Here is a 25,766-nt window from a genome sequence, read left to right on the forward strand (position 1 = left end):
AACGCACCGGACGGTTTACTTTTTGTTATTTGTGCGGAGTGATTTACTCCATGTATGCACCCTTCATGGGGCTGACGGCGTGCTGAGAGTAGAGCTTCAGCAGACCCTTGGTGTACTTGGGAGCCTTGGGCTTCCAGTTGGCGCGGCGCTCGGCGAGGATGGCGTCCATTTCTTCGGGGGTCTTTGCCTCGCCCTTCACGCCAACGATGGCCAGCTTGCGGTTATGCACGTCGATCTGGATCAGGTCGTCCGGCTCCACCAGTGCGATGGGGCCGCCCACGGCAGCCTCCGGGCTGACATGGCCGATGACCGGGCCGCGGCTTGCGCCGGAGAAGCGGCCGTCGGTGATGAGGGCCACGCTGGAAGCCAGCTTCGGGTCGGCGCAGATGGCTTCGCCGGTGTAGAACATCTCGGGCATACCGCTGCCGCGCGGGCCCTCGTAGCGGATAAAGATGGCGTCACCGGGCTTCACTTCGCCGTGCAGCACAGCGGAGATGCACTCCTCCTCGCTATCGTAGGGCTTGGCGCGCAGGGTGGCTTCAAACATATTCTTGGGGCAGGCGGTGTGCTTGATGACGCAGCCTTCCGGGGCAAGGTTGCCCTTCAGGATGGCGATGCTGCCGTCGGTGCCCTTGGCGTGATCAAAGCTGTGGATGATGTCCTCGCGGCTGACCGGGCGGGCAAAACCGGCGGTCTTTTCTGCCAGAATGGCGTCGCAGTGCTGGTAGAAGCCGTTCTTCTTCAGCTCTTCCAGATTCTCGCCCAGCGTCTTGCCGGTGACGGTCATCACATCCAGATGCAGCATGGACTTGATTTCCTCCATCACCCGGGGCACGCCGCCTGCGTAGTAGAAGTACTGTGCGGGCCAGTCGCCGGAGGGACGGATGTTCAGCAGGTAGTGTGCGCCGCGATGCATCCGGTCAAAGGTGTCGGCGTCGATCTCAATGCCGAACTCGTGGGCGATGGCGGGCAGGTGCATGGTGGCGTTGGTGGAGCCGGAAATGGCGGCGTGCACCATGATGGCGTTCTCGAAGCTCTTCTTGGTCACGATGTCCTTGGCGGTGATGCCCTTCTTGACCAGCTCCATCAGCTGCTTGCCGGCATCGTAGGCGGCCTGCTTCAGCTCCGGGGCGGTGGCGGGCATCAGGGCGGTGCCCGGCAGCATCAGACCCAGTGCTTCTGCCATGATCTGCATGGTGGAGGCGGTGCCCATAAAGGAGCAGGCACCGCAGCTGGGGCAGGCGTTGTGCTTGTAATAATCCAGCTGGCTGTTGGGGATGACGCCGGTCTTTTCCCATGCGTCAAACTTGCCGATCTGCTCCAGCGTCAGCAGTTCGTTGATGGCGCAGGCGGGGTCGTTGACCACATACTCCTTGGGCAGGGTGTGGGCTTCCATCACGCCGCCGGTGACCACGATGGCGCTCATCTCCTTCAGACGGCCGATGCTCATCAGCATGGCGGGCACGGATTTGTCGCAGCTGGCGATGAACACGCCGCCGTCATAGACGCTGGCGTTTGCCTGTGCCTCCACCAGATTCACGATGGCGTCACGGTGGGGCAGAGAGTAGTTGATGCCGTCATGCCCCTGTGCGATGCCGTCGCACATATCGGTGGCAAAATAGCGGGCCGCCTTGCCGCCGTTATCGTTGACCGCCTGCACGGCCTCCTTGACGAACTGATCCAGATGGGCACTGCCGGGATGGCTGTCGCCGAAGGTGCTCTCCACCATGATCTGGGGCTTTGCAAGGTCCTCGACCTTCCAGCCCATACCCATCTTCAGCGGGTCATTCTCGGGTGCTAAAGTGCGGACTTCCTGTGAACGCAACTCCATATTCATTACCTCCAAATACTGCTTGCTTTCGTCCTTTTTTCTGTAGGACCTTTTGTGATTTTATTGTAAATCTACAGTAACTTTTTTGCAAGTTGTCCCATGTATGTCCTACTTTTTGTGCAAAAAATCTGGGATACATCATGCACTCTGCCCAATTCTCTGGGATATATCATCCAAAACACGCCTTTTCGACCCGCTTCCATTCGATTCACTTTTAAAAATCATCAGATGACTTGTGCGACAAAAACGCCCTGCATGGATCTTTCCGTGCAGGGCGTTCCTCATTTGACAAAGGCGGCCATCCCGATGGTGCCGTCGTCGGGGTCCTCACCATCGTAGACCTTTTTGATATAGGTACGGTTGAAGTTCAGGTGCATCACCATGGCGGATCTTGCTCCGAGGGGGTCGTGGTTGGTAATGGCCTCTGTGATCATCCGGTGGGTCATGATGGTCTCGTCGATGAGCTTTTTGTGGGTGACGTTGACAAACATCATCACCGCCGTGTCGATGATGGGGATCAACTGCCCCACCACCAGATTTTTGCTGCTCTCTGCGATGCAGGTGTGGAAAGCGATGTCGTCCTCGATATAGCGTTCGCCGTCACGGATCTTCGTCTCCACCCGCTCACAGAGCCGCCGCAGTCGCTCAATATCCTCCGGGGTGGCGTTCTGCGCGGCCATCTCCGCAATGCCCGGTTCCAGCAGCAGACGGACGTTTACCAGATCAAAGGCCAGCGCATTCTTGTCCTGCACGCTGCGAAGGTTCAGCGGGTCGGAAAGCCCCTTGACCGTGGTCACCACATAGGTGCCGGAGCCCTGCCGCACCTCCACGATGCCCTTGCTGGACAGCAGCTTGATAGCCTCCCGGATGGTGCTGCGCCCCACGCGGAACTTTTCGCCCAGAGCAAACTCGTTGGGCAGCTTTGCGCCCGGTTCGATGGGGGTATCCAGAATGTAGTGGTAGATCTGGTCTTCGACCTGCTCTGCGAGCAGCTTGTTCTTTAAGTGTGAAAAGTCACTCATAGCAATCACCCGTTTATGAAAAACAGCTTCTTATATTGGAGACGCTTCAGCGCTTCCCGGAGGATGTTCTGGACAGGGCGCAGACCACCTCACAATGGGCGCTGTGGGGGAACATATCCACCGGGGTAAAGCCCTCGGCACGGTAGCCCTTCTGGGTCAGGAGGGCGAGGTCGCGGGCCATCGTCTCGGGGTTGCAGCTGACGTAGACGATCCGCTTCGGGGCCATGCGGGCCACGCTTTCGAGAAAAGCGGGCGTCGAGCCTTCCCGGGGCGGATCCATGAAGACGACATCGGCCTTCTGGCCTGCGTCGGCGGCCTCCCGGATCCATGCTGTGGCGTCGGCGGCGAAGAAGCGGGCGTTTTTCACACCGTTGTGCTTTGCGTTGCCGATGGCATCCCGGACGGCGTCCCGGTTCAGCTCCACACCCACCACCTGACGGGCCTTGTCGGAGGCCGTCAGACCGATGGTGCCGATGCCGCAGTAGGCGTCGAGGACGACCTCTCTGCCGGTGAGGCGGGCGGCGTCCACGGCCAGCCCGTAGAGCACGGCGGTCTGGATGGGGTTGACCTGATAGAAGCTGCGGGGGCTGAGGGCGTAGGTCTTGCCGCAGAGGGTGTCGAGGATGAAGCCCTTGCCGTAGAGGACTTTTTCGTCCTCGCCCAGAACGACGCTGGTGCGGCGGGGGTTGTAGTTCTGGACGACGGTGGTGACGGGGACGCCCCGCTTTTCGGCCTCGGTCAGCAGGGCCTTGATGAAGTTCTTTGCGCCGGGCAGGACGGGCTGGGCAGTGACCAGCACGACCATCACCTGACCGGTGGCGACGCCCCGGCGGAGCAGACAGTGGCGCAGCAGGCCGGTGCCCTTGTCCTCGTGGAAGGGCTGGTAGCGGCAGGTGTTGGCGGCGGCGCGGACGGCCAGCATCACCTTGTCCAGCACCTCGTCCTGAAGCAGACAGCTCTCCACCGGAAGCACCTTGTGGGTGTGGGCCGCGTAGATGCCGGAGGTGAGTTTTCCACCGGGGGCGGGTGCAAAGGTGGAGATCACTTTATTGCGGTAGTGATAGGGCGTCTCCATCCCCCGGATGGGGGCGACAGGGCCGTATTTGCCCAGCAGGGCGCGGACGGCGGATTCTTTCTTTTTGAGCTGTTCGGCGTATTCGGTGCTCAGCATCGGGCAGCCGCCGCAGTTTTGGGTGCGCAGTTTGCAATCCATAAATAATATCCTCCAAAAAAGCCAGACCGGAAGGCCCGGTGCCTTACGGATGGCAGTACATTGGCTCGACCTTTGGGAGAGGGCTAACCGTAGGGGTCGTACAGATCGTATTCTTCCGCCTCTGCGTGCTTTTCGTTCAGCACGGCGATGGCCTGTTCCAGTTCGCTCTGGGAGCAGCCGCTCTCGCTCACCAGCGCCCGCACGGCCTGTGCGAGGTCGCCGCCGAAGACGGTGTCCAGACGCTGGCGCATGGTGAAGACGCCGTAGGCCCGGCGGGTGACGGTGGGGGAGTAGAAGTTGCGATTCTGCTCCTTGGTGCAGATGACCCAGCCTTTTTCTTCCAGCCGGTACAAAAAATTCAGCACGGTGGCAGCGGCCCAGCCTTTTGCGGCCAGACGCGCCCCGATGTCCCGCCGCGACGCAGGCGGCTTGCAGTCCCACAGGGCCAGAAGCACCTGCTCCTCTGCCGCCGAAAGGGGCTTCAATCGGTCCGGAATGCCATACATGGGGCGTTTCTCTCCTTTTCTGAGCAAAAACTTGATTTTACATTTGTCTTAGATACTGCCATTATAACAGAAATCGACGGAGAGAGCAAGGGCGGAAAATCCAGCATTCATGCGGGAATAGGACGTATATTTTACAGATGTCTCTGAAAGTGTCCCTGTGGCAAAGACATTTGTGCGCTTCGTGCTGATGGCCCGGACTTTGGAGGCCGAACTTTGTGCAAAGATGCTCTTGTTTTGCACCCCCTGAAACCATTATACTACGGACAAATCCAGAGCACAACGCCCGAAGGGGCCGTCAGGAAGAGGAAAAGGAGAGTGCGATCCATGGCACGAGTTTATAATTTCAGCGCAGGTCCCAGCATGTTACCCGAAAAGGTGCTCAAGCAGGCTCAGGCAGAGCTGCTAGAGTATGGCGACAGCGGCCAGAGCGTGATGGAGATGAGCCATCGCAGCAAGTGGTTCGACGCCATCATCACGGACACCGAAGCCACCCTGCGCCGGGTGATGAACATTCCGGATAATTATAAGGTCGGCTTCTTTCAGGGCGGCGCGACCCAGCAGTTCGCCATGGTGCCCCTGAACTTTATGACCACCGGCAAGGCCGACTACATCGTCACCGGCAACTTCTCCAATCTGGCCGCCAAGGAGGCCGCAAAGTTCGGCGAGGCAAAGATCGTCGCATCCAGCAAGGACAGGAACTTCACCTATATCCCCGATGTGAACGCCATCGATTACGACAAGGACGCCAGCTACATCCACATCTGCCAGAACAACACCATCTTCGGCACCCAGTACGTCGAGTTGCCGCAGGTGGAGGGCGTGCCGCTGGTGGCCGATATGAGCTCCATGATCCTCTCCAAGCCCGTGGATGTGACGAAATACGGCTGCATCTACTTCGGCGTCCAGAAGAATGTCGCCCCCGCTGGCATGGCCATCGCCATCGTCCGGGACGACCTGCTGGGCCACGCGGCCGACACTGTGCCCACCATGATGAACTACACCACCCTGCTGGCCAAGGACAGCATGTACAACACCCCGCCCTGCTGGTGCATCTACATGACCGGTCTGGTGCTCAAGTATCTGGAGAATGACATCGGCGGCCTCGCCAAGATGCAGGAGATCAACGAAGCCAAGGCGAAGGTCCTCTACGATTACCTCGACGGTCAGGACTTCTTCAAGAACCCCGTCGAGCACCGCTACCGCAGCACCATGAATGTCACCTTCACCAGCCCGGACCCCGACCTCGACAAGAAGTTCTGCGCCGAGGCCGCAGACGCCGGCTTCGTCAACCTGAAGGGCCACCGCCTCGTGGGCGGTATGCGCGCCTCCATCTACAACGCAATGCCCGCCGAGGGCGTTGACAAGCTGGTGGACTTCATGGAGAAGTTCCGCAAGGATAATGCGTAAGGAGATAAACCAATGTTTACGATAAAAACCCTGAACGCCATCAGCCCGGTGGGTCTGGCAAAGCTGAACAAGAACCTCTTCGATGTGTCGGTGGACGCTGACGCCCCGGACGGCATCCTCGTCCGCAGCGCTGACCTGCTGAACACCACCTTCAACGACGGCCTGCTGGCCATCGCCCGCGCCGGTGCAGGCGTCAACAACATCCCCCTCGACCGGTGCAGTGAGCAGGGCATCGTGGTCTTCAACACCCCCGGCGCCAACGCCAACGCCGTGGCCGAGCTGGTCATCGGAATGCTCATCGCAGGCAGCCGCAACGTGCCCGCCGCTGCCCAGTGGACGCAGGGCCTTGCCGGAGATCCCGCCATGGCAAAGAGCGTGGAGAAGGGCAAGAAGCAGTTCGTGGGCAACGAGATCAAGGGCAAGACCCTCGGCGTCATCGGTCTGGGTGCCATCGGCTCCCGCGTCGCCAACTGTGCTATCGAGCTGGGCATGGAGGTCTACGGCTACGACCCCTACATCTCCATCGATGCTGCGTGGAATCTGAGCAGTCAGGTCCGCCACTGCGTCAACCTGAACGATATGCTGCCTCTCTGCGACTACATCACCATCCATGTGCCCTATCTGCCCACCACCAAGGACACCATCAACGCCCAGACGCTGGCCCTCTGCAAAGACGGTGTCAAGCTGCTGAACTATGCCCGCGGCGAGCTGGTCAACACCGACGCCCTGCTGGAGGCCCTCGACACCGGCAAGGTGTCCGGCTACATGACCGACTTCCCCTCCGAGGCCCTGCTGGGCCGTCCGGGCGTCATCTGCACGCCCCATCTGGGCGCGTCCACCCCGGAAGCGGAGGACAACTGCGCCGTCATGGCCGCGCAGGAGATCAGCGACTACCTCAAGAACGGCAATATCACCCATTCGGTGAATATGCCCGAGGTGCACCAGCCCCGCGCCGGAGGCAAGCGCATCTGCATCATCCACAAGAATGAGCCGGGCATGATCAGCCAGATCACTGCCCTGACCACCGAGGCGGGCCTGAACATCGAGAACATGGTCAACAAGAGCAAGAAGAACATGGCCTACACCATGCTGGACGCCACCGGCGCAGTGGACGCCGCGCTGGCTGCAAAGCTCTCGGCGATCCCCGCCGTTATCCGGGTGCGCATCCTGTAAGAGAACGGAGAAGGGCCGCTGCCATCCAAAGCAGCGGCCCTTTTGCTTGAATCCCGTTATTGACCCTGACAGGGATTTGCGGTAAAATTATCCTAGCTGGGTCATGGGCACCAGCCCGCCCGGCGAAGATGATGAATACAGGAGGTTTGTCCATATGAAGGCCAAAAGAATGCTCTCGCTGCTCCTGACAGCAGCCCTCATGCTGAGCATGATGACTCCGGCGTTTGCCGCAGCGGCCCAGACCGAGCTGCCCCTCGCTTCGCAGACTCAGATGGAGGAGACCAACGAGGCCGTCTCCATCCGCCTGCAGGCCACCGGCAAGCTGGTCTATGGCTCCCCGTTCGAGCTGTCGGTGGTCACCCGCCCGGCAGACGTACAGTATATCGGCGTGGTGCTGGGCGTCAAGGGCGAAGCCAAAGGCTACGTCACCCTCGTGCTCTCCGATAAGCTCCGCACCCTGCTCAAGATGATACCCCTGCCCCGCAAGATGTCCAAGACCCCCGATCAGGTGGAGGAGTTCAACGTCTATGCCTATGTCAAACAGCTCATCGACGGAAACGACGTCAGCGTGCTTCTGAGCGTGGCCGATGAGGTCGTCAAGGTGATGGATGCCCTGAAATTCTATATCCCCACCCTGAAGGATGTGTCGATGGGCCTTAAGCTCTCGCTGGAAATGATCCGCCGCTACCTGCCTGAGGGCGTGTTCAGCCGCATCTATCTGGATGAACAGCCGGTGGATTCGGGCCGGTACATCGCGGGTGCTGTGGCGCTGCAGTCCGGCGACCTGAACACCGCCGGTGTGGCCATGTTCCGGATCAAGCCCAAGACGGAGGGCGTCCGCCTCTACTGGGCCGAGGAGCTGCCCGCTGTGACGCTGGCCGAGGCCGAAGCCCACAACACCGGCGCTCTGCTGGAGTCGGACGGCGTGGTGGCCAATGACGCGAAGGTCACTTACACTTATAAGAAAAAGGGCCTGCTCAGCAGCAAGTCCACCGAGTTCCCCACCGAGCCGGGCACCTACACCCAGACCGCTCAGGCCACGGGCAACTACTCCTGCGAGAAGATCACCCGCACCATCGTGATCTATTAACGTCAACAGAAAAACCTCCCGTACTGGCGTACGGGAGGTTTTTTCTGTCTTGCTTACATCCGGAACCGCCAGCCCCAGCCGCCTCCGCAGCAGCAGTTGCACAGCAGATTGAGCAGGATCATGCTCCAGCACCAGCGCATCAGCCCGCCGGGCTGGGCGTAGGTGGTCTGGGTGCGGTAGGTCTGGCCGGGGTTCTGCATCCGGCGCAGGTGCATCTGGTATTCGGTGTTATTGGGGTCCAGCTGGACGGCGCGGCGGGCGTCCTGCAGCGCGTCGATGCTGTTGCCGAGGCCCTGATTGGCCAGCGAGGAGAGGTAGTACCACCGCGCCGAGCGGCTGTTCATGCCATCCAGCACCCGGCGGGCCTCCGCGTAGCGGCCATTCGAAACAAAGTTGCGGGCCGCCTGCATCTCGGGGCCGTCCGAGCCGGAATAGCTGGCCCCGCTCTGCTGCTGATAGCCGCCGAAGCCGAACCCAAAGCCAAAGGGGTCGAACCCGAAGTCGAAATCGCCCTGCTGCCAGCCGTTTGAGCCGTAGCCCTGCTGGTAGCCGCTGTACCCCTGCTGATAGCCGCCGTAGCTCTGCTGGCCATAGCCGGACGGGCCGCCCATCTGAGGCCCGGTCTCGCCCTTGGTGATGGCGTCATAAGCCGCCTGCACCTCCTTGAAGTGCTCCTCTGCGGTGGGGTCGTTGGGGTTCAGGTCGGGGTGCCAGCGCTTGCACTTGGCCCGATAGGCTTTCTTTATCTCGTCGTCGGTCGCGCCGCGCTGGATGCCCAGCACCTCATAGGGATCTCTCATGGGTCTACTTCCTCACGTCTCTCTCAGGCCTTGCGCGGCCCTTTCGTTCCATACAGTATTACAGTCTACAGGACAGCGCCTGTAAAATCAAGCGCAAATCAAAAGAATATCCGCCTTTTGGGCGGAATCGTTTATTTTTTTCCGGCTTCCTTGGCCTGTTTGCAGTTGTATTTGAGCCATACACCGGAGTACAGGATGTTCCGCAGCAGGTCGGCATCCTCCACACAGGGCAGACGCTCGAAGCTTCTGGCACACCGGGCCAGAAGCAGCTCGAAGATGTCCCGCATCTCCTCCTCATAGTCGGGCTGGCGGCTGAGGGAGCGCAGCGGGTTGTACGCGCCTTTTTTCTCGTCCCGGGCGAGGTCGTCGTAGGCATCCAGCAGGTAGATGAACTTGCCCAGATGGAAGCCGATGCTTCGCAGCTCGGGGGACCAGTGATCCTGCCGGTAGTCGAACAGCTCGGCCATCAGCTCCCCGAAGCAGCCAGACACCGCATCGAGGTCTTCGCTGCCCTCGGCTTCCAGCCGGGCCAGACGGTCGAGGCAGGAGCGGATGGCGGCGCACTGACGAGGCCAGCGCTTGGCGGCCTCCTGCGTGGGGGCGTCCAGCAGCCTTTCGAAGCCGAGGCCGAGGAGGCTGCGGTCGTCGTTCCACTTGTCGGCGGCGTTGTAATAGTGGAGGGCCACGCTCAGATCGGCGCAGTAGTCGGTGGGGCCGCTGTGCCGCCAGCTCACCTTCCGGATGGGGTGGATGGGGCAGTGGCTGCTGCCGGTGATGCACGCGCTCTCGCCCTCATAGAGGCTGGAGAGCAGCAGGTTCAGGAAGGTCAGGTCATAGCTCAGGGTCAGACGGCCCCGCAGCCCGTGGAGCGCGCCGATGCGGCGGCAAAGCCCGCAGTAGGCCGTGCGGTAGCGGGCCTTGGCCGCATCGTCCAGTGCGGCCTGATCAGGGATGACGTATCCAAACATGGCTCAGCTCTTTTTGATGAACTGGGTGCCGCAGCGGGGGCAGGAGATCTGGATGCGGCCCCGGCCCCGGGGCACCCGCAGCTTCTGGCGGCACTGGGGGCAGCGGTAGTAGTGGTAGAGCTTGCGGTTGTTCCACTGGTCGCGCAGGCTGCTGAATTTGCTGCGGATGCGGTCCTTCACGGCGTAGTATCGATAGTTCTCCTCGGTGCGCTTGGAGATGTTGCGGCTGAACATCCGGTAGTAGCAGAAGCCCAGCAGCACCACGCCGACATACAGCAGCAGAGGAAGCCGGGTGAGGATATAGGCCAGCACCAGCACAAGGGATGCGATATTCAAAAACTGGTTCAGGCCGTCGGTGCCGTAGCGGCCGATCATGAACTGGCGGATCTTTTCTTTCATAAACGTCCTTCCTCATAAAAGAGGGGCGGGTGCGCCGCCCCTCGGTATTTTTCTGCTCTCAGGATACCATGCAACCATGAGAAAATTTTGAACAGAGTGCAAACCTATCGTAAAGAGACGAGATTTAACCCCTCTCCTCCTCCCGGCGGCGGATGGTAAGGGAGGCTTCGGTGTCCAGCGCACCTTCCATCCGGCAGCGCAGCCGGGCCGGGCCGGCCTCGCCGGTGGTGGCAAGATAGGTGCCTGCCATGCCGCCCCGCAGGGGCACGACGCTGGGTCCGAGGATGCGCAGCGGCCCCTCCACGCTCAACTGGACGGCCTCGCCGCAGTAGGGCAGGAGGTTGCCGTTCTGGTCGATGGCCCGGAGGCTGACGGCGGCGCAGTCCCATGTGGGGCCGTCGGTGAGGATGGGGTTGTGGACGGTGCATTCCAGCCGGACGCTCTGCACCGGCTCCTTCACGACGGTGCGGACGGCCCGGCCATGCCACACCGCCTCGAAGCGGTAGACGGCGGAGGGGCTGCCCAGCACACCGATATATTTGTAGTAGAGCTGCAGCAGCTCGTTCCAGCTCAGACGCAGCGAGTACATCCGCGCCCGGGACAGGGGCGAAAGCTCCATGGCGTCCCGGCGCATCTCGTTGAGGATGGCGGCTACCTGCGGCGCAGCGGCCCGGTCGAGGCCCTCATACTTTTCCAGCAGCAGGCCCACGAAGTCGTGGATCTCGATGGGCGGGTGAGGCAGAGCCGCGAAACGGCCCCGGCGGTCGGGTGCGAACTCGGCCACGAAGTCGTTGTCCCGGTAGAACCGCAGGCTGTCGGCGTTGGTGAAGGCCCAGCACGCCCCCGCAAAGCCGCCCGGATGGTCGCCCGGCGCCATGGTGGACGAGACCTCCAGCACGATGTCAGAGGGGGAGCGGGGGAGCTTCTGGCTGGCGTAGACGGCGGCAGAGAGCTTGGGGTTGCGGAACAGGTCCATCACGCCCTGATAGCTGATGCGGTCGCCGCTGCCGAACTCCCGATGGGTGTTGTAGTCGGTCATGCACCAGCCGAAGCTGCCGGCCACCCCCTGCTGGGCGATGGTGTCGTTGAGGACAGAGGCATAGCGCAGCGCCTGTGCCAGACGGTGCGGCTCGTCGTCGAAGGGCTTGGCCGGGAACTGTGCTCCCTCGAACTCGCTGATGAGGTAGCCTTTCCGGGGATCGGGGGTGACGGCAGTGCGGGCCTCGCAGCCGACGCCCCGGCCCCGGTAGGAGTAGTCGGTGTAGGCGTAGACGTCCTCCAGAAGCTGGCTGCGGCGGGTGCTGCGGGTGCCCGCCGTGGGGCGGGTGGGGTCGAGGCGGCGGACCGTCTCGTTGGTGCGCTTATAGAAGCTCTCGTCGTCGGCGCTGCCGCAGACCCGGACGCCCCAGAGGAAGATGCTGGGATGGCTGCGGCACTGGCAGACCATCTCGCGGCAGTTCTGCAGCGCCTGCGCTTTCCAGATGTCGTCGCCCACATACTGCCAGCCGGGCATCTCCACAAAGACCAGCAGACCCAGCTCGTCGCAGGCGTCGAGGAAGGCGGGGCTGGGGGGCATCGTGAGCCGGACGGCGTTGCAGCCCAGCTGCTTTTTCAACAGCTGGGCGTCCAGACGCTGGATGCTGTCAGGCATGGCATAGCCCTGATAGGCGTAGCTCTGGGGGCGGTTGAGGCCCCGCAGCTCCACCCGCTGGCCGTTGAGATAAAGCCCCCCGGCCACGAACTGTAAGGTGCGGAACCCGAAGCGGCAGCTCTTTTCGTCCAGCACCCGGTCGGGCAGACCGCCGGTGCCGGGCCGGATGAGCCGGACGGTGAGGGTGTAGAGGGTGGGGTGTTCGATGCTCCACGGATGGACGCTGTTCAGCGCGCCGGTGATGGGCAGCGAAAGCTCACCGGTATAAAAAGCCCGGCTGCCCGAGGGGCTGCGGATCTCAGCCTGCAGCGTGCAGCCCACCGTCTCGCCCACGGTGGCGGTGTAGATGCGGAAACCGCCCTCGGCCTTCGTCTCGATGAAGATGTCCCGCAGGTAGGCAGTCTCCTTGACGTCAAGACAGACGGCGCGGCAGATGCCGCCGTAGGTGAGAAAATCCATCTGCCCGCCGAAGGGCGGGATGTTCAGGTCCTCGCGGCTGTCGCAGCGGACGGCCACCACGTTTTTCTGGCCCAGATGGAGGGCGCTGGTCAGGTCTACCGTAAAGGCGGTGTAGCCGCAGCTGTGGTGGAACACCCGCCGCCCGTTGCAGAACACCGTGGCGTCGTGGGCCACGGCCCCGAAGGTGAGCAGGACAGTGCGGCCCTCCCACTCTCTGGGCGCAAAAAACTCCCGCCGGTAGCCCGAGAGCTTCTGGTAGTCGTTCTCATTGCAGTAATTGTAGGGCAGGGTCTTGACCGTGTGGGGCAGGCGCACCTCTTCCAGCTCCAGCTCCGGGGACTCCGGCCGCACGATGGCGGGGTCGAAGACCGGGGTGAACTGCCAGCCGTCATTCCAATCGTAGTGTTCCATCACAAATGCTCTCCGTGGCAAAGAATACTTTTGTTCTTATGCTACCACAAAGTTATGAACGAAAAAAGAATCCGGGCCGGTTTTTATCGGTTTTGGAATAAAAATTCAAAAAAGAAGGGGGCGCTCCCCCGGCGGGAAAGCAGCCCCTTGGAGAAAACCTCTCCGTCACGCCTACGGCGTGCCACCTCCCCTAAAGAGGGGAGGCCTTGGCATTTCGCAAAGCTTTTCCTCTTCGCCAGAGGCTCCCCTCGGTAGGGGAGCTGGCAAAGCCGTCAGGCTTTGACTGAGAGGTTTATCGGATAAAATTCGTCATCGGGCGGCGGGGATTCTCCGGGTGGTCGATGCCGGCGGCCCGGCCCGCTTTGATGCATCGGAGCAGCCATGCCATGTTGCGGCCCAGCTCCTGCATCACGGCGCAGCCCTCGGCGTCCTGCAGCACCTGCTCCGGGTTCGAGCCGTGGACCATCGGCCAGTAGGAGCCGCTCACCAGCGGCATATGGAAGAACTCGGGGTACTTTACCAGCTGGTCGAGAGTGGTCGTCGTACCGGCGCGGCGGGCCGAGCAGCAGATGGCGGCGGGCTTGTAGGCCAGATATTTGCCGCCTGCGTAGGCGAGGCGGTCCATGAAGCTGGTCATGTTGCCGGAGGCAGAAGCATAGTGCACCGGCGTGCCGAAGACGAAGGCGTCGGCGGTCTTGGCCTTCTCGATGGCCTCGTTGACCACGCCGCCGAAGACGCAGCCCTTGCCGGCGGCACAGCCGCCGCAGCCGATGCAGCCGCCCACGGGCTTGGTGCCGACGTTCAGGATCTCCGTCTCGATGCCGGCAGTGTTCAGCTCTCCGGCGATGAGGGTCAGTGCGGTATAGGTGCAGCCCTTTTCGTGGGGGCTGCCGTTGATGAGCAGGACTTTCATGATGTATACTCTCCTTCTTACGCCCGAAAAAGCGGCGTTCTGGGATAATTTTAGCACATTCAGGCCCGGAACGCAACGAATCTTGGCGCTGCCCTTGACAAAGAGCGGCGGTATGACGATAATATGAAGTTACGATAACAGGAAAGACCAAAGGAGGCCAAAACATGCGAGTCATTGCAGGAGAAGCCCGCGGCAGACGGCTGGAAGCGCTGCCCGGCACGGATATTACCCGCCCCACCCTCGATCAGGTGAAGGAGGCGATGTTCAGCATCGTCCAGTTCGACCTGCCCGGTGCCCGTGTGCTGGACCTGTACGCAGGCAGCGGCCAGCTGGGCATCGAGGCGCTGAGCCGGGGCGCTGCCCGGTGTGTATTTCTGGATGAGAACCGCGAGGCCGTCGGCATCGTGATGAAGAACTGCAAGAGCTGCGGCGTCTTTGACCGCAGCCGGGTCAACATCGGCGAGGCAGCGCGCTTCCTCTCTGCCTGCCGGGAGCAGTTCGATCTGGTGCTGCTGGACCCGCCCTTCCACAACGGCACGCTGGAAAACATCCTCCCCCTCGTGGACAAGTGCGTCGCCCCCGGCGGCATCGTTATCTGCGAGAGCGAAACGAAGCTCGTCCTCCCCGCTGAGGTGGGCGGCTTGCAGCTGAAAAAGCAGTACAAGTACGGCAAGGTCCTGCTCTGGAAATATGGCAAGCCGGTGGCAGACGCCGCCGAGGAAGAAGGAGAAGCCTGATGAACGTCAACGAGCTTTTGGATACCATTGAGGATCTGCTGGAAGAGAGCACGGGGATGCCCCTCTCGGGCGGCAAGCGCATCGTGGATGTGGAGCAGATCCGGGATTATCTTGACGACATCCGCGCGAACCTGCCGGTGGAGCTGCGGCAGGCCCAGTCCATCGTCAGCGACCGTGCCCAGCTCATCGAGTCGGCCAACGCACAGGCGCAGGCCATCGTGAAGAAGGCCGAAGAGCGTGCCCGCATCCTTGTGAGCGAGGCCGAGATCGTCCGCGCCGCCCAGCAGCGTGCGTCGGAGATCGTCTCCGCCGCCCAGACCGAGGCCCGCACCGTCCGCCAGACCGTGACGGATTACTGCGACAATATGCTGAAAACCACCGAAGAGACCATGGCCGAGAACGCCGCACAGGTGAAAAACGTCCGTGCGAACCTGCGCCAGACGCCCCGCCGCGGCGCATAAGAGGGCTTCCAAGTCCCTGCGAGTCAAAGTGACGATTCGCAGGGGCTTTTTTTGTGCGATTTTGTAGGAAAAAAGCGAAGGAAAAAACTTGCATTCAGCGCTGTGATTTGCTACAATAAAATAGAGTCGTCAGGTATCTTGACAGCATTTAAACGGGACAAACTCCCGGAGAGATGTCCGGCGTATCGGACGGCTCGGAACACGAAACGAAGGGAGGCTGGGCACGATGACACAGAAAGAAGAGATGGCGCAGTTCGACCCGGCCTCGTTTGAGCATATCCCCGTGCTTCTGAACGAGTGCCTCGACGGACTGAACATCGACCCGGCAGGCATTTATCTGGACGGCACGGCGGGCGGCGCGGGGCACTCCCGCCAGATCGCCCTCCGCCTCGACGGCACAAAGGGCGGGCGGCTCGTCTCGCTGGATCAGGACCCCGACGCGGTGCAGACCGCCCGGGCACGTCTGGCGGGGCTTCCGGCCACCGTGGTGCAGATCAATTTCCGCTATGCCGGACAAGCCCTCGAGGGCCTCGGCATCGAGAAGATCAACGGTGCGCTGCTGGATCTCGGCGTTTCCAGCCATCAGCTGGATGACGCGGCCCGGGGCTTTTCCTACCGGGCGGACGCTCCGCTGGATATGCGGATGAGCCAGCAGGGGGAGACGGCGGCAGACCTCGTGAACACCGCCAGCCGGGAAGAGCTTGCCCGCATCCTGCGGGACTACGGCGAGGAACCCTATGCATGGCAGATCGCCGGGCATATCGTGGAGGCTCGGGAGACGGCCCCCATCGAGACGACCTTACAGCTGGCCGACATCGTGGCCAGTGCCATGCCGCCGGCAGAGCGGCGCAAGAACAAGAACCCGTCGCGGCGTACCTTTCAGGCGCTGCGCATCGCAGTCAACCATGAGCTGGACGCTCTGGAGGAGGGGCTGGACACCATCTTCGACCACCTCGCCCCGGGTGGAAGGCTGTGCGTCATCACTTTCCATTCGCTGGAAGACCGGCTGGTGAAGAACAAATTCCGCCGCTGGTCCACGGCCTGCACCTGCCCGCCGGAGTTCCCGGTCTGCGTGTGCGGCGGCAAGGCGAAAGCAAAGCTCATTACCCGAAAGCCTATCGAGGCCGACCAGCAGGAACTGGAGGAGAACCGGCGGAGCCGTTCTGCCCACCTGCGCGTTTTGGAAAAGCTCTGAGCCGGACAGGGCACCGCTCAGGGTGAGAGGAGGAGATCACTATGGGTCAGCCAGCCTATGATATGTCGTCTGAGGTGCGCCGCAGAAAAGCACCTCAGACGCAGCGCAAGGTCGCGCTGCGGGTGGAAAAGGGCGGCAAGCGCCGTCTCAACCCAGTTCAGGCGGCCATGCAGCATCTGCTTCAGCTGATCTCGATGGCACTGCTGGCGGGCCTTGCGGTCAGCCTGCTCTGGAGCGAGGCCCAGCTGGTGGAGGTCAACGACCAGATCCAGAAAGCCAAGGCAGAGCTGGTGAGCGAGCAAAGCCAGTACACCTACTACAACAGCGTCCTCAACAGCAAGACCAACATCACCAGCGTGGAAGAGGTGGCCGGTCGTCTGGGCCTGATGAAGATGGACCAGAGCCAGATCACCTACATCCGCCTCGACAGCGAGAGCGTGCTGGTGCGCAGGGAGTCGGCTGTCCACCAGTGGACGGATTTTCTGCACGACGGCGCAATGACCGTTCTGGCCTCCGTCGGCAGCATAAAATAAGCAAACAGACAGAAAAGCGTGCGGCAGCGCACGCTTTTCTGGTTTCTGCAGGAGAATACCATGCAAAATAAGCCCTCCAAAAACCAGCACAGGAACGTCTACTACCGCCTTCGCCGCAGCGACCCGCACGAGCGCCTCAGCGCACGGCTGCGGCGTTTCAGCTTCGGTGCGGCGGTATTTTTTGTCATGGCGGCTGCGGGCATCGTGACCTACAGCCTGTATAAGATCCAGATCGAACAGGGTGCGACCTTCCGCCAGTATGCGGCCGAGCAGCAGCTGCTGGACAGCACCATTCAGGCGACGCGGGGCGAGATCTACGACGCCTCCGGCATTACGCTGGCCTCTACCAGCGTAGTATGGACCATCTGGGCCGACCCCAGCTATTCCACGGCCCTCTTCACCAGCCAGACCGCCGAGGAGACGGGCGAAGTCCTCAAGACGGTGGACGAGACGACGCTGGCTGAGGTGAGCCGTCAGATCACCCTGCGGCTGCTCTCCGGCGACGGGGAGAGCCTTGACCGCGTGGACACCTCTTCGGCGGAGTACCAGACCCAGTACCAGACCGTCCATGACGCGCTGGCGAAGAATACCTCCTCCTATCAGGTCCTTGCCACCAAGGTGAACAACGCCGTCAAGCTCTCCATCGAGAAATACGTCAGCACCTACAACAAAGAACACACCAAGGCCAAGACGCTGGAGGACGGCACCACCGTCCGGAAGGGCCGCATCTCCGTCTCCTCGTCCAAGAGCTTCCAGCGGGATTACCCCTACGGTGCGTTCGCCGCGTCGGTGCTGGGCTTCTGCAATGGCGATGGCGAGGGTTTCTATGGGCTGGAAAAGTCCTACGACTCCACCCTTGCGGGCGTCAACGGCCGCACCATCACCCGCCGCAACGCCTACGGCAACGCCATCGCCGACGCCAACGCCACCACCTATGCCGCCAAGGACGGCTCCAATCTGGTGCTGTCGCTGGACGTCAACGTGCAGGAGGTGGTGGAGCGCTACCTCAACGAGGCGGTCTACGCCAACAACGTCGAGAACCGCGGTGCGGCCATCGTCATGAACGTCAAGACGGGTGCCATCCTTGCAATGGCCTCCAAGCCCGACTTCGACCCCAATGACCCGCTGGATTTCAGCGCGAACCTGACCTATCTGAGCGAGCAGGTTCAGGCCGAGCCGGAGATCTATACCATCTACCTCAAGGACCCGGACGACCCCAAAAAATTCCTGCTGGACGAGAACGGCAAGAAGGTCCCCGACCCGGACCCGGACTACACCGGCACCTACCGCGACATCCAGTGGAAGAACAAGGCCATCACCGAGCTGTACTACCCCGGAAGCGTCTTTAAGGTCATCACGGCGGCGATGGGGGTGGACTCGGGCAAGGCCACCTATTACACCACCCTCAACTGCTCCGGTGCTTACGGCGTGGCGAAGGAGACCTACCACTGCGCCGGAAAGAAGTCTCACGGGGTCCAGAACCTTGCCGAGGCCCTCCGCAACAGCTGCAACATCTACTTCATCCAGCTGGGGCAGCGGCTCGGCTCCAGCGTCTTTTATGACTACTTCGACGCCTTCGGCTTCACCGAGCGCACCGGCGTGGACCTGCCCAATGAAACGGGCATGATGAAGTATTACACCAAGAACCAGCTGGGGGAGGTCCAGCTTGCGTCCTCCGCCTTCGGTCAGGCCATGGCCGTGACCCCGCTGCAGGTCTGCACCGCCATCTCGGCGGCGGTCAACGGCGGCTATCTTGTCACCCCCCATGTGGTGGATAAGATCACCGACCAGAACGGCAATGTGGTCGAGGAGGTCGGCGCGAACGTCCGCCGTCAGGTCATCAGCGAGAGCGCCAGTGAGACCATCCGCCAGATCATGGAGTACGAGGTGGGCGACGGCTCCACCAGCGGCGGCGGTTCCAATGCCTACGTCGCAGGCTACCGCATCGGCGGCAAATCCGGCACCTCCGAGCAGCTGAACATGGAGCGCCGCGCCGACGGCGACTACAAGAAGGTCGCGTCCTTCGCGGCGGTCCTGCCCGCCAACGACCCGGAAATTCTGGTCTATGTCATGCTGGACGACCCCAACAACGCCCGCACCGACTACTCCTCCATTCTGGCCGCGCCTGTGGTCGGCAACATCATCAGTGAGATCGCCCCCTATCTGGGCATCGCCACCGACGGCATCGACCGCAGCCAGACCACCGTGAAGGTGCCCAACCTCGTGAGCAAGGAGTGGAGCAACGCGCAGGTCGCCCTGAACAACAAGGGCCTCAAGCACCAGCTGGTGGAGAGCGAGAGCAGCCAGACCGCCGCCGTCGTCACCTACCAGTACCCTCATGCAGGGGCAGAGGTGGCCAGCGGCACCACCATCTATCTGTATACCGATACCTATTCCGGCAGTCACACCGAGGTGCCGGACGTCAGCGGCAAGAGCGCCGACTTTGCCCGCCAGATGCTGACCGCCGCCGGACTGAACTGTCAGGTGGCAGGGGAAGGCACAGGCACGGTGCAGAGCCAGAGCGAGGCCGCAGGTGCCAGTGTCCAGAAGGGCACCGTCGTTACCATCACCTGCGGATAATGGAGGGAGGCTCTCCCGAAGGGAGAGGCTTTCGGAAGTCGTTACATCATCTTAATAAGGGGAGAATGATTTATGGAACATATCGCAGCAGATCTGCTTTTGAAGGGCCTTGCCCCCGAGGGCTTCGCCGACGGCCGGCCCATCGGCCTTGTGACCACCGACAGCCGCGAGGTCTGCCCCGGCTGCATCTTCGTGGCTTTTCCGGGCGAGCGGTTCGACGGCCACGATTTCGCGGCCAAGGCGCTGGAAGAGGGGGCAGCCTATGTCGTGCTGAACCACCCGGTGGAGGGGGTCCCGGCAGAAAAGGCGGTCATCAGCCCCGACAGCTACCACGCCATGATGGTCATGGGGGCGAACTACCGCAGCCAGTTCCACCCCAAGGTGGTGGGCGTTACCGGCAGCGTGGGCAAGACCACCACCAAGCAGATGACCTATGCCGCCATCGCGGGCTTTGGGGATACCATCAAGACCGAGGGCAACCAGAACAACGAGCTGGGCCTGCCCCGCACCCTGTTCCGCATCGGGAAGGAGACCGAATACGCCGTGGTGGAGATGGGCATGAGCCACGCAGGCGAGATCGAGCGTCTGGCCCGCTGTGCCCGGCCCGATGTGGGCATCATCACCTGCATCGGCGTGTCCCACATCGGCAATCTGGGCAGTCAGGAGAACATCTGCAAGGCGAAGCTGGAGATCTGCGCGGGCCTTGCGGAGGGTTCGCCCCTCGTGCTGAACGGCGACGACCCCTTCCTCCGCAAAGCCGCTCTGCCCGGCCACGTCTGTCCGGTGTGGTTCAGCCTCGGCGACGAGAGCGCCGACGTCTGTGCCCTCAACGTCCGGCAGGAGGGGGACGGCATGGCCTTCACCCTCTGCGACAGGGCCGCAGGCCGCTATGAAGTGACCATCCCCGCCATGGGCCGTCACAACGTGGCGAATGCGCTGGCCGCGTATGCCGCCGCCACCCGTCTGGGCCTCGCGCCCGAGGGCGTTATCGCGGGTCTGGCCGATTTCGAGCAGACCGGTATGCGCCAGAAGGTGGTCCACGCAGGCGGCATGGACGTCATTGAGGACTGCTACAACGCCAACCCCGACAGCATGAAGGCCGCATTGGCCATGTTCAGGGAGTACCCCTGCAAGCGCCGCTTTGCTCTGCTGGGCGATATGCTGGAGCTGGGGGAGATGAGCGCCTCTGCCCACGAGGAGCTGGGCCGTCAGGCGGCCGGGGCCGGGCTGACCACCCTCGTCACCTACGGGCCCGAGGCTGCACGGACGGCGGAGGCCGCAAGAGCGGCGGGCCTTGCCGACGTGGTCCACGCCGGGGACTACCAGCAGGCGGCCGACGCCCTGCTGGCCCGGATGAAGGCTGGAGACGCTTTGCTGGTCAAGGCCAGCCGCGGCATGGCGCTGGAAAAGGCGCTGGCCCTGTTCTATCCCGTCTGCGGGAAGTAAAGAAATACTTGGAGTATTATTATGATTCGTTTTGCCTTGATCGTCGCCTCGACGCTGGGATTTTTCCTCACGGCGGCGCTCGGGAATTTAATGACCCCGCTGCTCCGGGCGTTCCACGACCGGCAGCAGCCTCAGAAGGAAGCCGAGCCGCCCACGATGGGCGGGCTGTGTCTCATGACGGGCACGATGGCGGCGGTGGGCGTCGGCTGGACGGCGGCCTGCGTCGCCCAGCCTGAGCTGCTGGGCAGCGAGAACCTGCTGACCACCCGGCTGCTCATCGCCCTCTTCGGGGCGCTCTGCTTCGGGGGCGTGGGCCTCGCGGACGATCTGGCCCGGCTGCGGCATCGCTCGCCGCTGGGGCTGCGCCGTCCGGTGCGGCTGGGGCTGGAAGCGGCCTCCGGCGCGCTGGTGCTGGCCCTGCTGGGGCTGAACGACTGCCTGCCCGACGGGCTGGCCGTTCCGGGCCTTGGCTACTGTACCCTCGGGCCGCTGGCCCCGGCGGTCTGGCTGGTGCTCCTCGTGGCGCTGGCCGAGAGCGTCCGCACCGCCGACGGGATGGACGGCACGGTCTGCGGCTGCGCCTTCATCGCCATGCTGGGCCTCATGACGGCCATGACGCTTCTGGGCTGGTTCCCGCTGGGCGTCCTCCCGGCGGCGCTGGCCGGGGCCTTGATGGCCTTTCTGCTCTGGAACTTTTATCCCGCAAAGCTCCGCCCCGGCGCGGTGGGATGCCAGTTTCTGGCCGGTGCGCTGGGCTGTGTGCCCCTGAGCATCGGCTGGCCCGGGCTGACCCTGCCGCTGGCTCTGCCCTACTGGCTGGAGGGCGGCATGGTGGCGTTGCAGATCGTCGTATGGAAGGCCTCCGGCGGGCGGCGGCAGCTGTTTGGCACTGCACCGCTCCACCGCTGGCTCGAGAAGCGGGGCTTTGACCCGGTGAATATCTTTTATATCTTTGGAGTTCTGGCCCTGCTGGGCCTCGCGCTGACCTTGCAGGCGGCGCGGGCCAGCTGAGCGGCCCATAAGGAGGGAGTGCGGATGGCGACCATCCGAAGAAAAAAGTCTGAGCCGTTTGCTATCGTCCAGAAAGACCCCGGCCCATGGCCGCAGGTGCTCATCAACTGGCTGGCGACGCTGGCGGTCATCATCGTGTTCGGGCTGATCATGCTGTTCAGCGCCAGCTACACCACGGGCTATCTGCGGATGGGGGACAGCTTCTACTACATCAAGTCCCAGATGTTCTGTCTGGGGCTGGGGCTGGGGGCGATGCTGCTCTTCTCCCGCATCGACCACCGCTTCCTGCGCAGGCTGGTCTGGCCGGGCTATTTCATCTGCATCCTCATGCTCATCGCGGTGCTCTTCAGTGCGCCCCTGAACGGCTGCCGCCGCTGGCTGCGTGTGGCCGGTGTCACGGTTCAGGTGTCGGAGATCGCCAAGTTCGAGATGATCCTGCTCACGGCCCATCTGGCCGCGAAAGCGCCCCATCTGGAAAAGCTCGACCCCTCCTCGCCCCGCCGGATCCCGGTGCGGAAATGGCTCTACCAGCGCATCGTGCGGGAGCTGGTCATCCCGCTGCTGCCCCTCGTCCCGGTGGTGGGCCTGCTGGTGCTGGAGCCGCATATGTCGGGCATCGTCCTGACGACGGCCATCGTGGGCACCATCCTCATGCTGGGCGGCAGCGGCGGCGTCATCACATGGGCGTGTGCCGGCCTCGGCGCAAGCCTGCTGCAGACGCTGCTGGGGCATATCGACTCCATCCCCTACCTGCAGAGCCGCCTCGACGGCTGGACGCATGACCTTGCCAAGATGACCGACCAGACCCTGCAGAGCCTTTACGCCATCGGCTCCGGCGGCGTGACGGGCCTCGGCCTCGGCAACAGCATCGAAAAGCAGCTCTGGCTCCCCGAAAGCACCAACGACTTCATCTTCAGCGTCGTCTGCGAGGAGCTGGGCTTCGTGGGGGCTGTGGTGGTCATCCTGCTCTTCGTCCTTTTCCTCGTGCAGGGGCTGTGGATGGCGTTCCACGCCGAGAACCGCTACTGCTCGCTGGTGGGCATCGGCATCATGGCCCAGATCGCATGGCAGGTGTTCTGCAACATCGCGGTCGTCACCAACACCCTGCCCAACACCGGCATCTCACTGCCCTTCTTCTCTTCCGGCGGCACCAGCCTCATCCTGCTGCTGGCCGAGATGGGCGTGATGATCAACATCGGCCGGGGCGGCGAGCGCGCCCGCCTCGAGCGGGAAAACCGCCGTGCCCTGCGGGAGCAGCAGGAAAAGAAACCGGATAACACCATTGTACTCAGACCCGATATGGGCCTCTGACCGTTCAAGGAGGAAATCATCATGCGTGTACTCATCGCAGCCGGCGGTACGGCCGGACACATCAACCCGGCTCTGGCCATCGCGGGAGCCATCAAAAAAGCCGACCCCGCCGCAGAGATCCATTTTGCAGGCCGGAAGGAGGGGATGGAGTACCGCCTCGTGACACAGGCGGGCTATCCCTTCCACCACATCGAGATCACCGGCTTCCAGCGGAAGCTCTCCCTCAACAACATCAGACGGAACCTCATCACCCTCTGGAATCTGGCCCTTTCCGGCCCGAAGGCCAAGGCGATGATGAAGGAGGTCCAGCCTGACCTTGTCATCGGCTGCGGCGGCTATGTCTCCGGCCCGGTGGTGCGCTGCGCCGCCAAGAAGGGCATCAAGACCGCCATCCACGAGCAGAACGCCTTCCCCGGTGTGACCAACAAGCTGCTGGCCCCCGATGTGGACATCGTCTTTGCCGCCGTGCCCGCCGCTGTCGAGAAGCTGGGCGCTCCCGAAAAGACGCAGGTGGTGGGCAACCCGGTCCGGCCCGAAGTGTTCGAGAAGGCCGGGGAACGGGATGCCATCCGCGCCCAGCTGGGCGCAGGCGACCGCACCGTCATCCTCTCCTTCGGCGGCAGTCTGGGCGCGCGCCGGGTCAACGAGGTGGTGGCCGACCTCTGCGCATGGGAGCAGAAGGAAAATAAGCCTGTGCTCCACATCCATGCCACCGGACAGTACGGCGTGGAGCTGTTCAAAAACCTTGAGAAGGAAAAGGGCTTCGCCCCCGGCGAGAGCCTTGAGGTGAGGGAATACATCAACAATATGCCCGAGCTGCTGGCCGCTGCCGACCTCGTCATCAGCCGTGCCGGTGCTCTGACGCTGGCCGAGCTGGAAGCCGAGGGCCGTGCCGCCGTCCTCATCCCAAGCCCCAATGTGGCCGAGAACCACCAGTATTACAACGCCATGGAGCTGCAGAAGGCCGGGGCCGCTGTGGTCATCGAGGAAAAGGACCTGACCGGCGAGAAGCTCATCTCCACCGTCTCCGGTCTGTTGTCTGAGCCGGGCAAGCTGGCGGCGATGGGCCGGAATGCCCGCAGCCTCTCGGTGGACGACAGCCTCGACCGCATCGTGGACGCCCTGCTCAAACTGGTCAAGACCCCGTGATTGATTCGACGGCCCTCTTGTGATAAAATCAGACGGAAAGGAGGCAGCGCCGCACCATGACCCAGAACCGAAATGACCGCCGTGCCGGGCCGCAGAGCAGCGCCCGGCCCCGCAGGCCGCAGACCCAGAACGGCTCCCACAGAGCCTACGACTGGACACAGGACCGGCGAGCCTCCGCTCCGCAGCGCCGTACCCGGCCGCAGGGCTATCAGGAACAGACGCTGGACTTCTCCGGCGGGGATGGGAGCTTCGAGCACTACGGGGACAACAGCATCCAGTTCCCCCAGCAGACGGCCCGCCGCCCCAACGGCCAGAGCCGGGCAGGACAGGCCCGCCGTCCGGCCCGGCCGCAGGGCCAGAGGCCCCGCCGCCAGAACACACAGCCATATCCCCGCAGCGGCCAGCGGCCCGGCAGCGCACAGAACAATGGCCGCTACCGCCCCACCGAAGCGAACCTTCGCAGCCCGGCCCGGCGGGAGGGCAAAAAGAAGCGCCGCCTGACCCGGGCCGCCATCCGCCGCCGCAGGGCCATCCGCCGCCTGACTGCGCTGGCGCTGCTGCTCTGTGTCATCGGAGTGGGCGTCTACCTCACTGTGACCATGCTTTTCAAGATCAACACCCTGCAGGTGGTGTCCGACGGAGCGGTGGTGAGCGAGGTGGGCGGCTATTCCAGCGCCGAAATTCTGGAAGCGCTGGGAGTCCACGCCGAGGAGAACATCTTCAGCTTCGACCCGGCAGAAAAGTCCGCCGCGCTGGAACGGCAGTTCCCTCTGCTGGAGAATATCTATGTGGAGCGGGATTATCCCAATACGGTGGTGGTGCGGGCCGATGCGGCCACCGCCGCCTACGCCATGCAGACCTCCGGCGGCTGGCTGAGCCTCTCCGCCGGGCTGAAAATTCTGGATAAGACTGCTGCCCAGCCGGAGCTGCCCGTCCTCTACGGCGGCGAGCCGGAGTCTGCGACGCCGGGCGTCCAGCTAGAATTTGCAGCGGATACGCCGGCAGCGTCGGACAGCGCCGCGTCCAGTGAGGCCGCAGCCCCCGCCGATAAGCGCCTCGACTCCCTGAATACCCTGCTGACCGCGCTGGACAACAGCGGTCTGGGGGCGGACGTCACCCGCATCGAGTTCGAAGACCCCGAGCAGATGGCGTTCCTGTATCAGGGCCGCATCAGCGTGCTTCTGGGCACCCTGAACGAGCTGGACTATAAGCTCCGGCTGGCAAAATACGTCCTGCTGGACGAGGACGGCAAGGGCTGCTCGCCCACCGACACCGGGATGCTGGACCTGAGCCACCTGAGCGCCTCGTCCACCCGCAAATTCCGCTTCGCACAGGGAGAGCCGACTCTGCCCTCGGGCTATATCGCCCCGGTGCAGGCTGAGGCCCCGGCACAGACAGAGCCTCAGCCGGAGGAAGCCTCCGACCCCGAACCTGACACGGAGGGCGCGGACGCCGCGCCTGCCGATGAACCCACTGCCACAGCGGCAGAACAGCAATAAG

At 62.9% G+C, this 25,766-nt stretch carries 22 protein-coding genes; 13 read left to right on the forward strand and 9 right to left on the reverse strand.

Going from position 1 to position 25,766, the window contains the following annotated elements; all coding sequences use genetic code 11:
• Positions 1-43 precede the first annotated feature (43 nt).
• The 4 genes from ilvD to MTP38_RS02585 all read right to left on the reverse strand — a co-directional run bounded on the left by ilvD (position 44) and on the right by MTP38_RS02585 (position 4,572).
• Positions 44-1,825, reverse strand: coding sequence for a dihydroxy-acid dehydratase (gene ilvD, locus MTP38_RS02570; protein WP_442900559.1), 1,782 nt, complete (start codon positions 1,823-1,825; stop codon positions 44-46).
• Positions 1,826-2,112: 287 nt separating this feature from the next.
• Positions 2,113-2,853 (reverse strand): FadR/GntR family transcriptional regulator, encoded by a 741-nt coding sequence (locus MTP38_RS02575; RefSeq protein WP_249234174.1) that lies wholly within the window; start codon positions 2,851-2,853, stop codon positions 2,113-2,115.
• A 46-nt stretch (positions 2,854-2,899) separates the two neighbouring features.
• Positions 2,900-4,066 carry a 23S rRNA (uracil(1939)-C(5))-methyltransferase RlmD gene (gene rlmD, locus MTP38_RS02580; protein WP_249234175.1) on the reverse strand — a complete coding sequence of 389 codons (1,167 nt, stop codon included), beginning with the start codon at positions 4,064-4,066 and terminating at the stop codon, positions 2,900-2,902.
• An 83-nt stretch (positions 4,067-4,149) separates the two neighbouring features.
• Positions 4,150-4,572 carry a BlaI/MecI/CopY family transcriptional regulator gene (locus tag MTP38_RS02585; RefSeq protein ID WP_249234176.1) on the reverse strand — a complete coding sequence of 141 codons (423 nt, stop codon included), beginning with the start codon at positions 4,570-4,572 and terminating at the stop codon, positions 4,150-4,152.
• Positions 4,573-4,896: 324 nt separating this feature from the next.
• Here MTP38_RS02585 and serC point away from each other — a divergent pair, with 324 nt between their 5' ends.
• The 3 genes from serC (at position 4,897) to MTP38_RS02600 (ending at position 8,242) form a co-directional block, all read left to right on the forward strand.
• Positions 4,897-5,979: a 3-phosphoserine/phosphohydroxythreonine transaminase gene (serC, locus tag MTP38_RS02590; RefSeq protein WP_249234177.1), complete on the forward strand. Its 1,083-nt coding sequence runs from the start codon at positions 4,897-4,899 to the stop codon at positions 5,977-5,979.
• A gap of 12 nt (positions 5,980-5,991) precedes the next feature.
• Positions 5,992-7,152: a phosphoglycerate dehydrogenase gene (locus MTP38_RS02595; protein WP_249234178.1), complete on the forward strand. Its 1,161-nt coding sequence runs from the start codon at positions 5,992-5,994 to the stop codon at positions 7,150-7,152.
• 154 nt (positions 7,153-7,306) lie between these two features.
• Complete coding sequence (locus MTP38_RS02600; protein ID WP_249234179.1) at positions 7,307-8,242, forward strand: hypothetical protein; 936 nt, start codon at positions 7,307-7,309, stop codon at positions 8,240-8,242.
• A gap of 53 nt (positions 8,243-8,295) precedes the next feature.
• Here MTP38_RS02600 and MTP38_RS02605 read toward each other — a convergent pair whose 3' ends face one another.
• The 5 genes from MTP38_RS02605 to MTP38_RS02625 all read right to left on the reverse strand — a co-directional run bounded on the left by MTP38_RS02605 (position 8,296) and on the right by MTP38_RS02625 (position 13,843).
• Positions 8,296-9,042, reverse strand: coding sequence for a J domain-containing protein (locus tag MTP38_RS02605; protein WP_249234180.1), 747 nt, complete (start codon positions 9,040-9,042; stop codon positions 8,296-8,298).
• A gap of 131 nt (positions 9,043-9,173) precedes the next feature.
• On the reverse strand, positions 9,174-10,010 hold the full coding sequence (locus tag MTP38_RS02610) for a DUF5685 family protein (RefSeq protein WP_227620610.1): 837 nt from the start codon (positions 10,008-10,010) through the stop codon (positions 9,174-9,176).
• A gap of 3 nt (positions 10,011-10,013) precedes the next feature.
• Positions 10,014-10,409 (reverse strand): hypothetical protein, encoded by a 396-nt coding sequence (locus tag MTP38_RS02615; protein ID WP_227620609.1) that lies wholly within the window; start codon positions 10,407-10,409, stop codon positions 10,014-10,016.
• A gap of 124 nt (positions 10,410-10,533) precedes the next feature.
• A complete protein-coding gene (locus tag MTP38_RS02620; RefSeq protein ID WP_249234181.1) occupies positions 10,534-12,930 on the reverse strand; it encodes a glycoside hydrolase family 2 protein in 2,397 nt (798 codons plus the stop codon).
• A 292-nt stretch (positions 12,931-13,222) separates the two neighbouring features.
• Positions 13,223-13,843, reverse strand: a complete 621-nt coding sequence (locus MTP38_RS02625) for a flavodoxin family protein (RefSeq protein ID WP_249234182.1) — start codon at positions 13,841-13,843, stop codon at positions 13,223-13,225.
• 164 nt (positions 13,844-14,007) lie between these two features.
• On the opposite strand from MTP38_RS02625, the gene rsmD reads away from it, so the two are divergent.
• From rsmD to MTP38_RS02675, 10 genes are all read left to right on the forward strand, one after another.
• Positions 14,008-14,580, forward strand: a complete 573-nt coding sequence (rsmD, locus tag MTP38_RS02630; RefSeq protein ID WP_227620606.1) for a 16S rRNA (guanine(966)-N(2))-methyltransferase RsmD — start codon at positions 14,008-14,010, stop codon at positions 14,578-14,580.
• Entirely contained in the window at positions 14,580-15,041 is a 462-nt protein-coding gene (locus MTP38_RS02635; RefSeq protein WP_227620605.1) for an ATPase, read from the forward strand. The genes rsmD and MTP38_RS02635 overlap by 1 nt, the downstream gene beginning before the upstream one ends.
• Positions 15,042-15,267: 226 nt before the next feature.
• The gene (rsmH, locus tag MTP38_RS02640; protein ID WP_227620604.1) at positions 15,268-16,236 is read left to right on the forward strand and encodes a 16S rRNA (cytosine(1402)-N(4))-methyltransferase RsmH; all 969 of its coding nucleotides are present in this window, start codon (positions 15,268-15,270) and stop codon (positions 16,234-16,236) included.
• Between the two features lie 41 nt (positions 16,237-16,277).
• Positions 16,278-16,769, forward strand: coding sequence for a cell division protein FtsL (locus tag MTP38_RS02645; protein ID WP_227620603.1), 492 nt, complete (start codon positions 16,278-16,280; stop codon positions 16,767-16,769).
• A 60-nt stretch (positions 16,770-16,829) separates the two neighbouring features.
• Positions 16,830-19,349, forward strand: a complete 2,520-nt coding sequence (locus MTP38_RS02650; protein ID WP_249234183.1) for a penicillin-binding transpeptidase domain-containing protein — start codon at positions 16,830-16,832, stop codon at positions 19,347-19,349.
• A 72-nt stretch (positions 19,350-19,421) separates the two neighbouring features.
• Positions 19,422-20,795, forward strand: a complete 1,374-nt coding sequence (locus tag MTP38_RS02655) for a UDP-N-acetylmuramoyl-tripeptide--D-alanyl-D-alanine ligase (protein WP_249234184.1) — start codon at positions 19,422-19,424, stop codon at positions 20,793-20,795.
• Between the two features lie 21 nt (positions 20,796-20,816).
• A complete protein-coding gene (locus MTP38_RS02660) occupies positions 20,817-21,806 on the forward strand; it encodes a glycosyl transferase family 4 (RefSeq protein ID WP_227620600.1) in 990 nt (329 codons plus the stop codon).
• 24 nt (positions 21,807-21,830) lie between these two features.
• Positions 21,831-23,117 carry an FtsW/RodA/SpoVE family cell cycle protein gene (locus tag MTP38_RS02665; protein WP_249234185.1) on the forward strand — a complete coding sequence of 429 codons (1,287 nt, stop codon included), beginning with the start codon at positions 21,831-21,833 and terminating at the stop codon, positions 23,115-23,117.
• Between the two features lie 21 nt (positions 23,118-23,138).
• Positions 23,139-24,266, forward strand: coding sequence for an undecaprenyldiphospho-muramoylpentapeptide beta-N-acetylglucosaminyltransferase (gene murG, locus MTP38_RS02670; RefSeq protein ID WP_249234186.1), 1,128 nt, complete (start codon positions 23,139-23,141; stop codon positions 24,264-24,266).
• 56 nt (positions 24,267-24,322) lie between these two features.
• A complete protein-coding gene (locus tag MTP38_RS02675) occupies positions 24,323-25,765 on the forward strand; it encodes a cell division protein FtsQ/DivIB (RefSeq protein WP_249234187.1) in 1,443 nt (480 codons plus the stop codon).
• Position 25,766 lies beyond the last annotated feature (1 nt).

Origin of the sequence: Faecalibacterium sp. I3-3-89, from assembly GCF_023347275.1 — a bacterium.
Classification (GTDB): Bacteria; Bacillota; Clostridia; order Oscillospirales; family Ruminococcaceae; genus Faecalibacterium; species Faecalibacterium butyricigenerans.

Coding starts and splice junctions, on each gene's coding strand:
- MTP38_RS02665 (WP_249234185.1), top strand. CDS start 21,831: ATGGCGACCATCCGAAGAAAAAAGTCTGAGCCGTTTGCTATCGTCCAG.
- MTP38_RS02660 (WP_227620600.1), top strand. CDS start 20,817: ATGATTCGTTTTGCCTTGATCGTCGCCTCGACGCTGGGATTTTTCCTC.
- MTP38_RS02615 (WP_227620609.1), bottom strand. CDS start 10,409: ATGAAAGAAAAGATCCGCCAGTTCATGATCGGCCGCTACGGCACCGAC.
- MTP38_RS02585 (WP_249234176.1), bottom strand. CDS start 4,572: ATGTATGGCATTCCGGACCGATTGAAGCCCCTTTCGGCGGCAGAGGAG.
- MTP38_RS02605 (WP_249234180.1), bottom strand. CDS start 9,042: ATGAGAGATCCCTATGAGGTGCTGGGCATCCAGCGCGGCGCGACCGAC.
- rlmD (WP_249234175.1), bottom strand. CDS start 4,066: ATGGATTGCAAACTGCGCACCCAAAACTGCGGCGGCTGCCCGATGCTG.
- MTP38_RS02645 (WP_227620603.1), top strand. CDS start 16,278: ATGGGTCAGCCAGCCTATGATATGTCGTCTGAGGTGCGCCGCAGAAAA.
- MTP38_RS02650 (WP_249234183.1), top strand. CDS start 16,830: ATGCAAAATAAGCCCTCCAAAAACCAGCACAGGAACGTCTACTACCGC.
- murG (WP_249234186.1), top strand. CDS start 23,139: ATGCGTGTACTCATCGCAGCCGGCGGTACGGCCGGACACATCAACCCG.
- rsmH (WP_227620604.1), top strand. CDS start 15,268: ATGACACAGAAAGAAGAGATGGCGCAGTTCGACCCGGCCTCGTTTGAG.
- rsmD (WP_227620606.1), top strand. CDS start 14,008: ATGCGAGTCATTGCAGGAGAAGCCCGCGGCAGACGGCTGGAAGCGCTG.
- serC (WP_249234177.1), top strand. CDS start 4,897: ATGGCACGAGTTTATAATTTCAGCGCAGGTCCCAGCATGTTACCCGAA.
- MTP38_RS02675 (WP_249234187.1), top strand. CDS start 24,323: ATGACCCAGAACCGAAATGACCGCCGTGCCGGGCCGCAGAGCAGCGCC.
- MTP38_RS02655 (WP_249234184.1), top strand. CDS start 19,422: ATGGAACATATCGCAGCAGATCTGCTTTTGAAGGGCCTTGCCCCCGAG.
- MTP38_RS02610 (WP_227620610.1), bottom strand. CDS start 10,010: ATGTTTGGATACGTCATCCCTGATCAGGCCGCACTGGACGATGCGGCC.
- MTP38_RS02625 (WP_249234182.1), bottom strand. CDS start 13,843: ATGAAAGTCCTGCTCATCAACGGCAGCCCCCACGAAAAGGGCTGCACC.
- MTP38_RS02575 (WP_249234174.1), bottom strand. CDS start 2,853: ATGAGTGACTTTTCACACTTAAAGAACAAGCTGCTCGCAGAGCAGGTC.
- MTP38_RS02595 (WP_249234178.1), top strand. CDS start 5,992: ATGTTTACGATAAAAACCCTGAACGCCATCAGCCCGGTGGGTCTGGCA.
- MTP38_RS02620 (WP_249234181.1), bottom strand. CDS start 12,930: ATGGAACACTACGATTGGAATGACGGCTGGCAGTTCACCCCGGTCTTC.
- MTP38_RS02600 (WP_249234179.1), top strand. CDS start 7,307: ATGAAGGCCAAAAGAATGCTCTCGCTGCTCCTGACAGCAGCCCTCATG.
- MTP38_RS02635 (WP_227620605.1), top strand. CDS start 14,580: ATGAACGTCAACGAGCTTTTGGATACCATTGAGGATCTGCTGGAAGAG.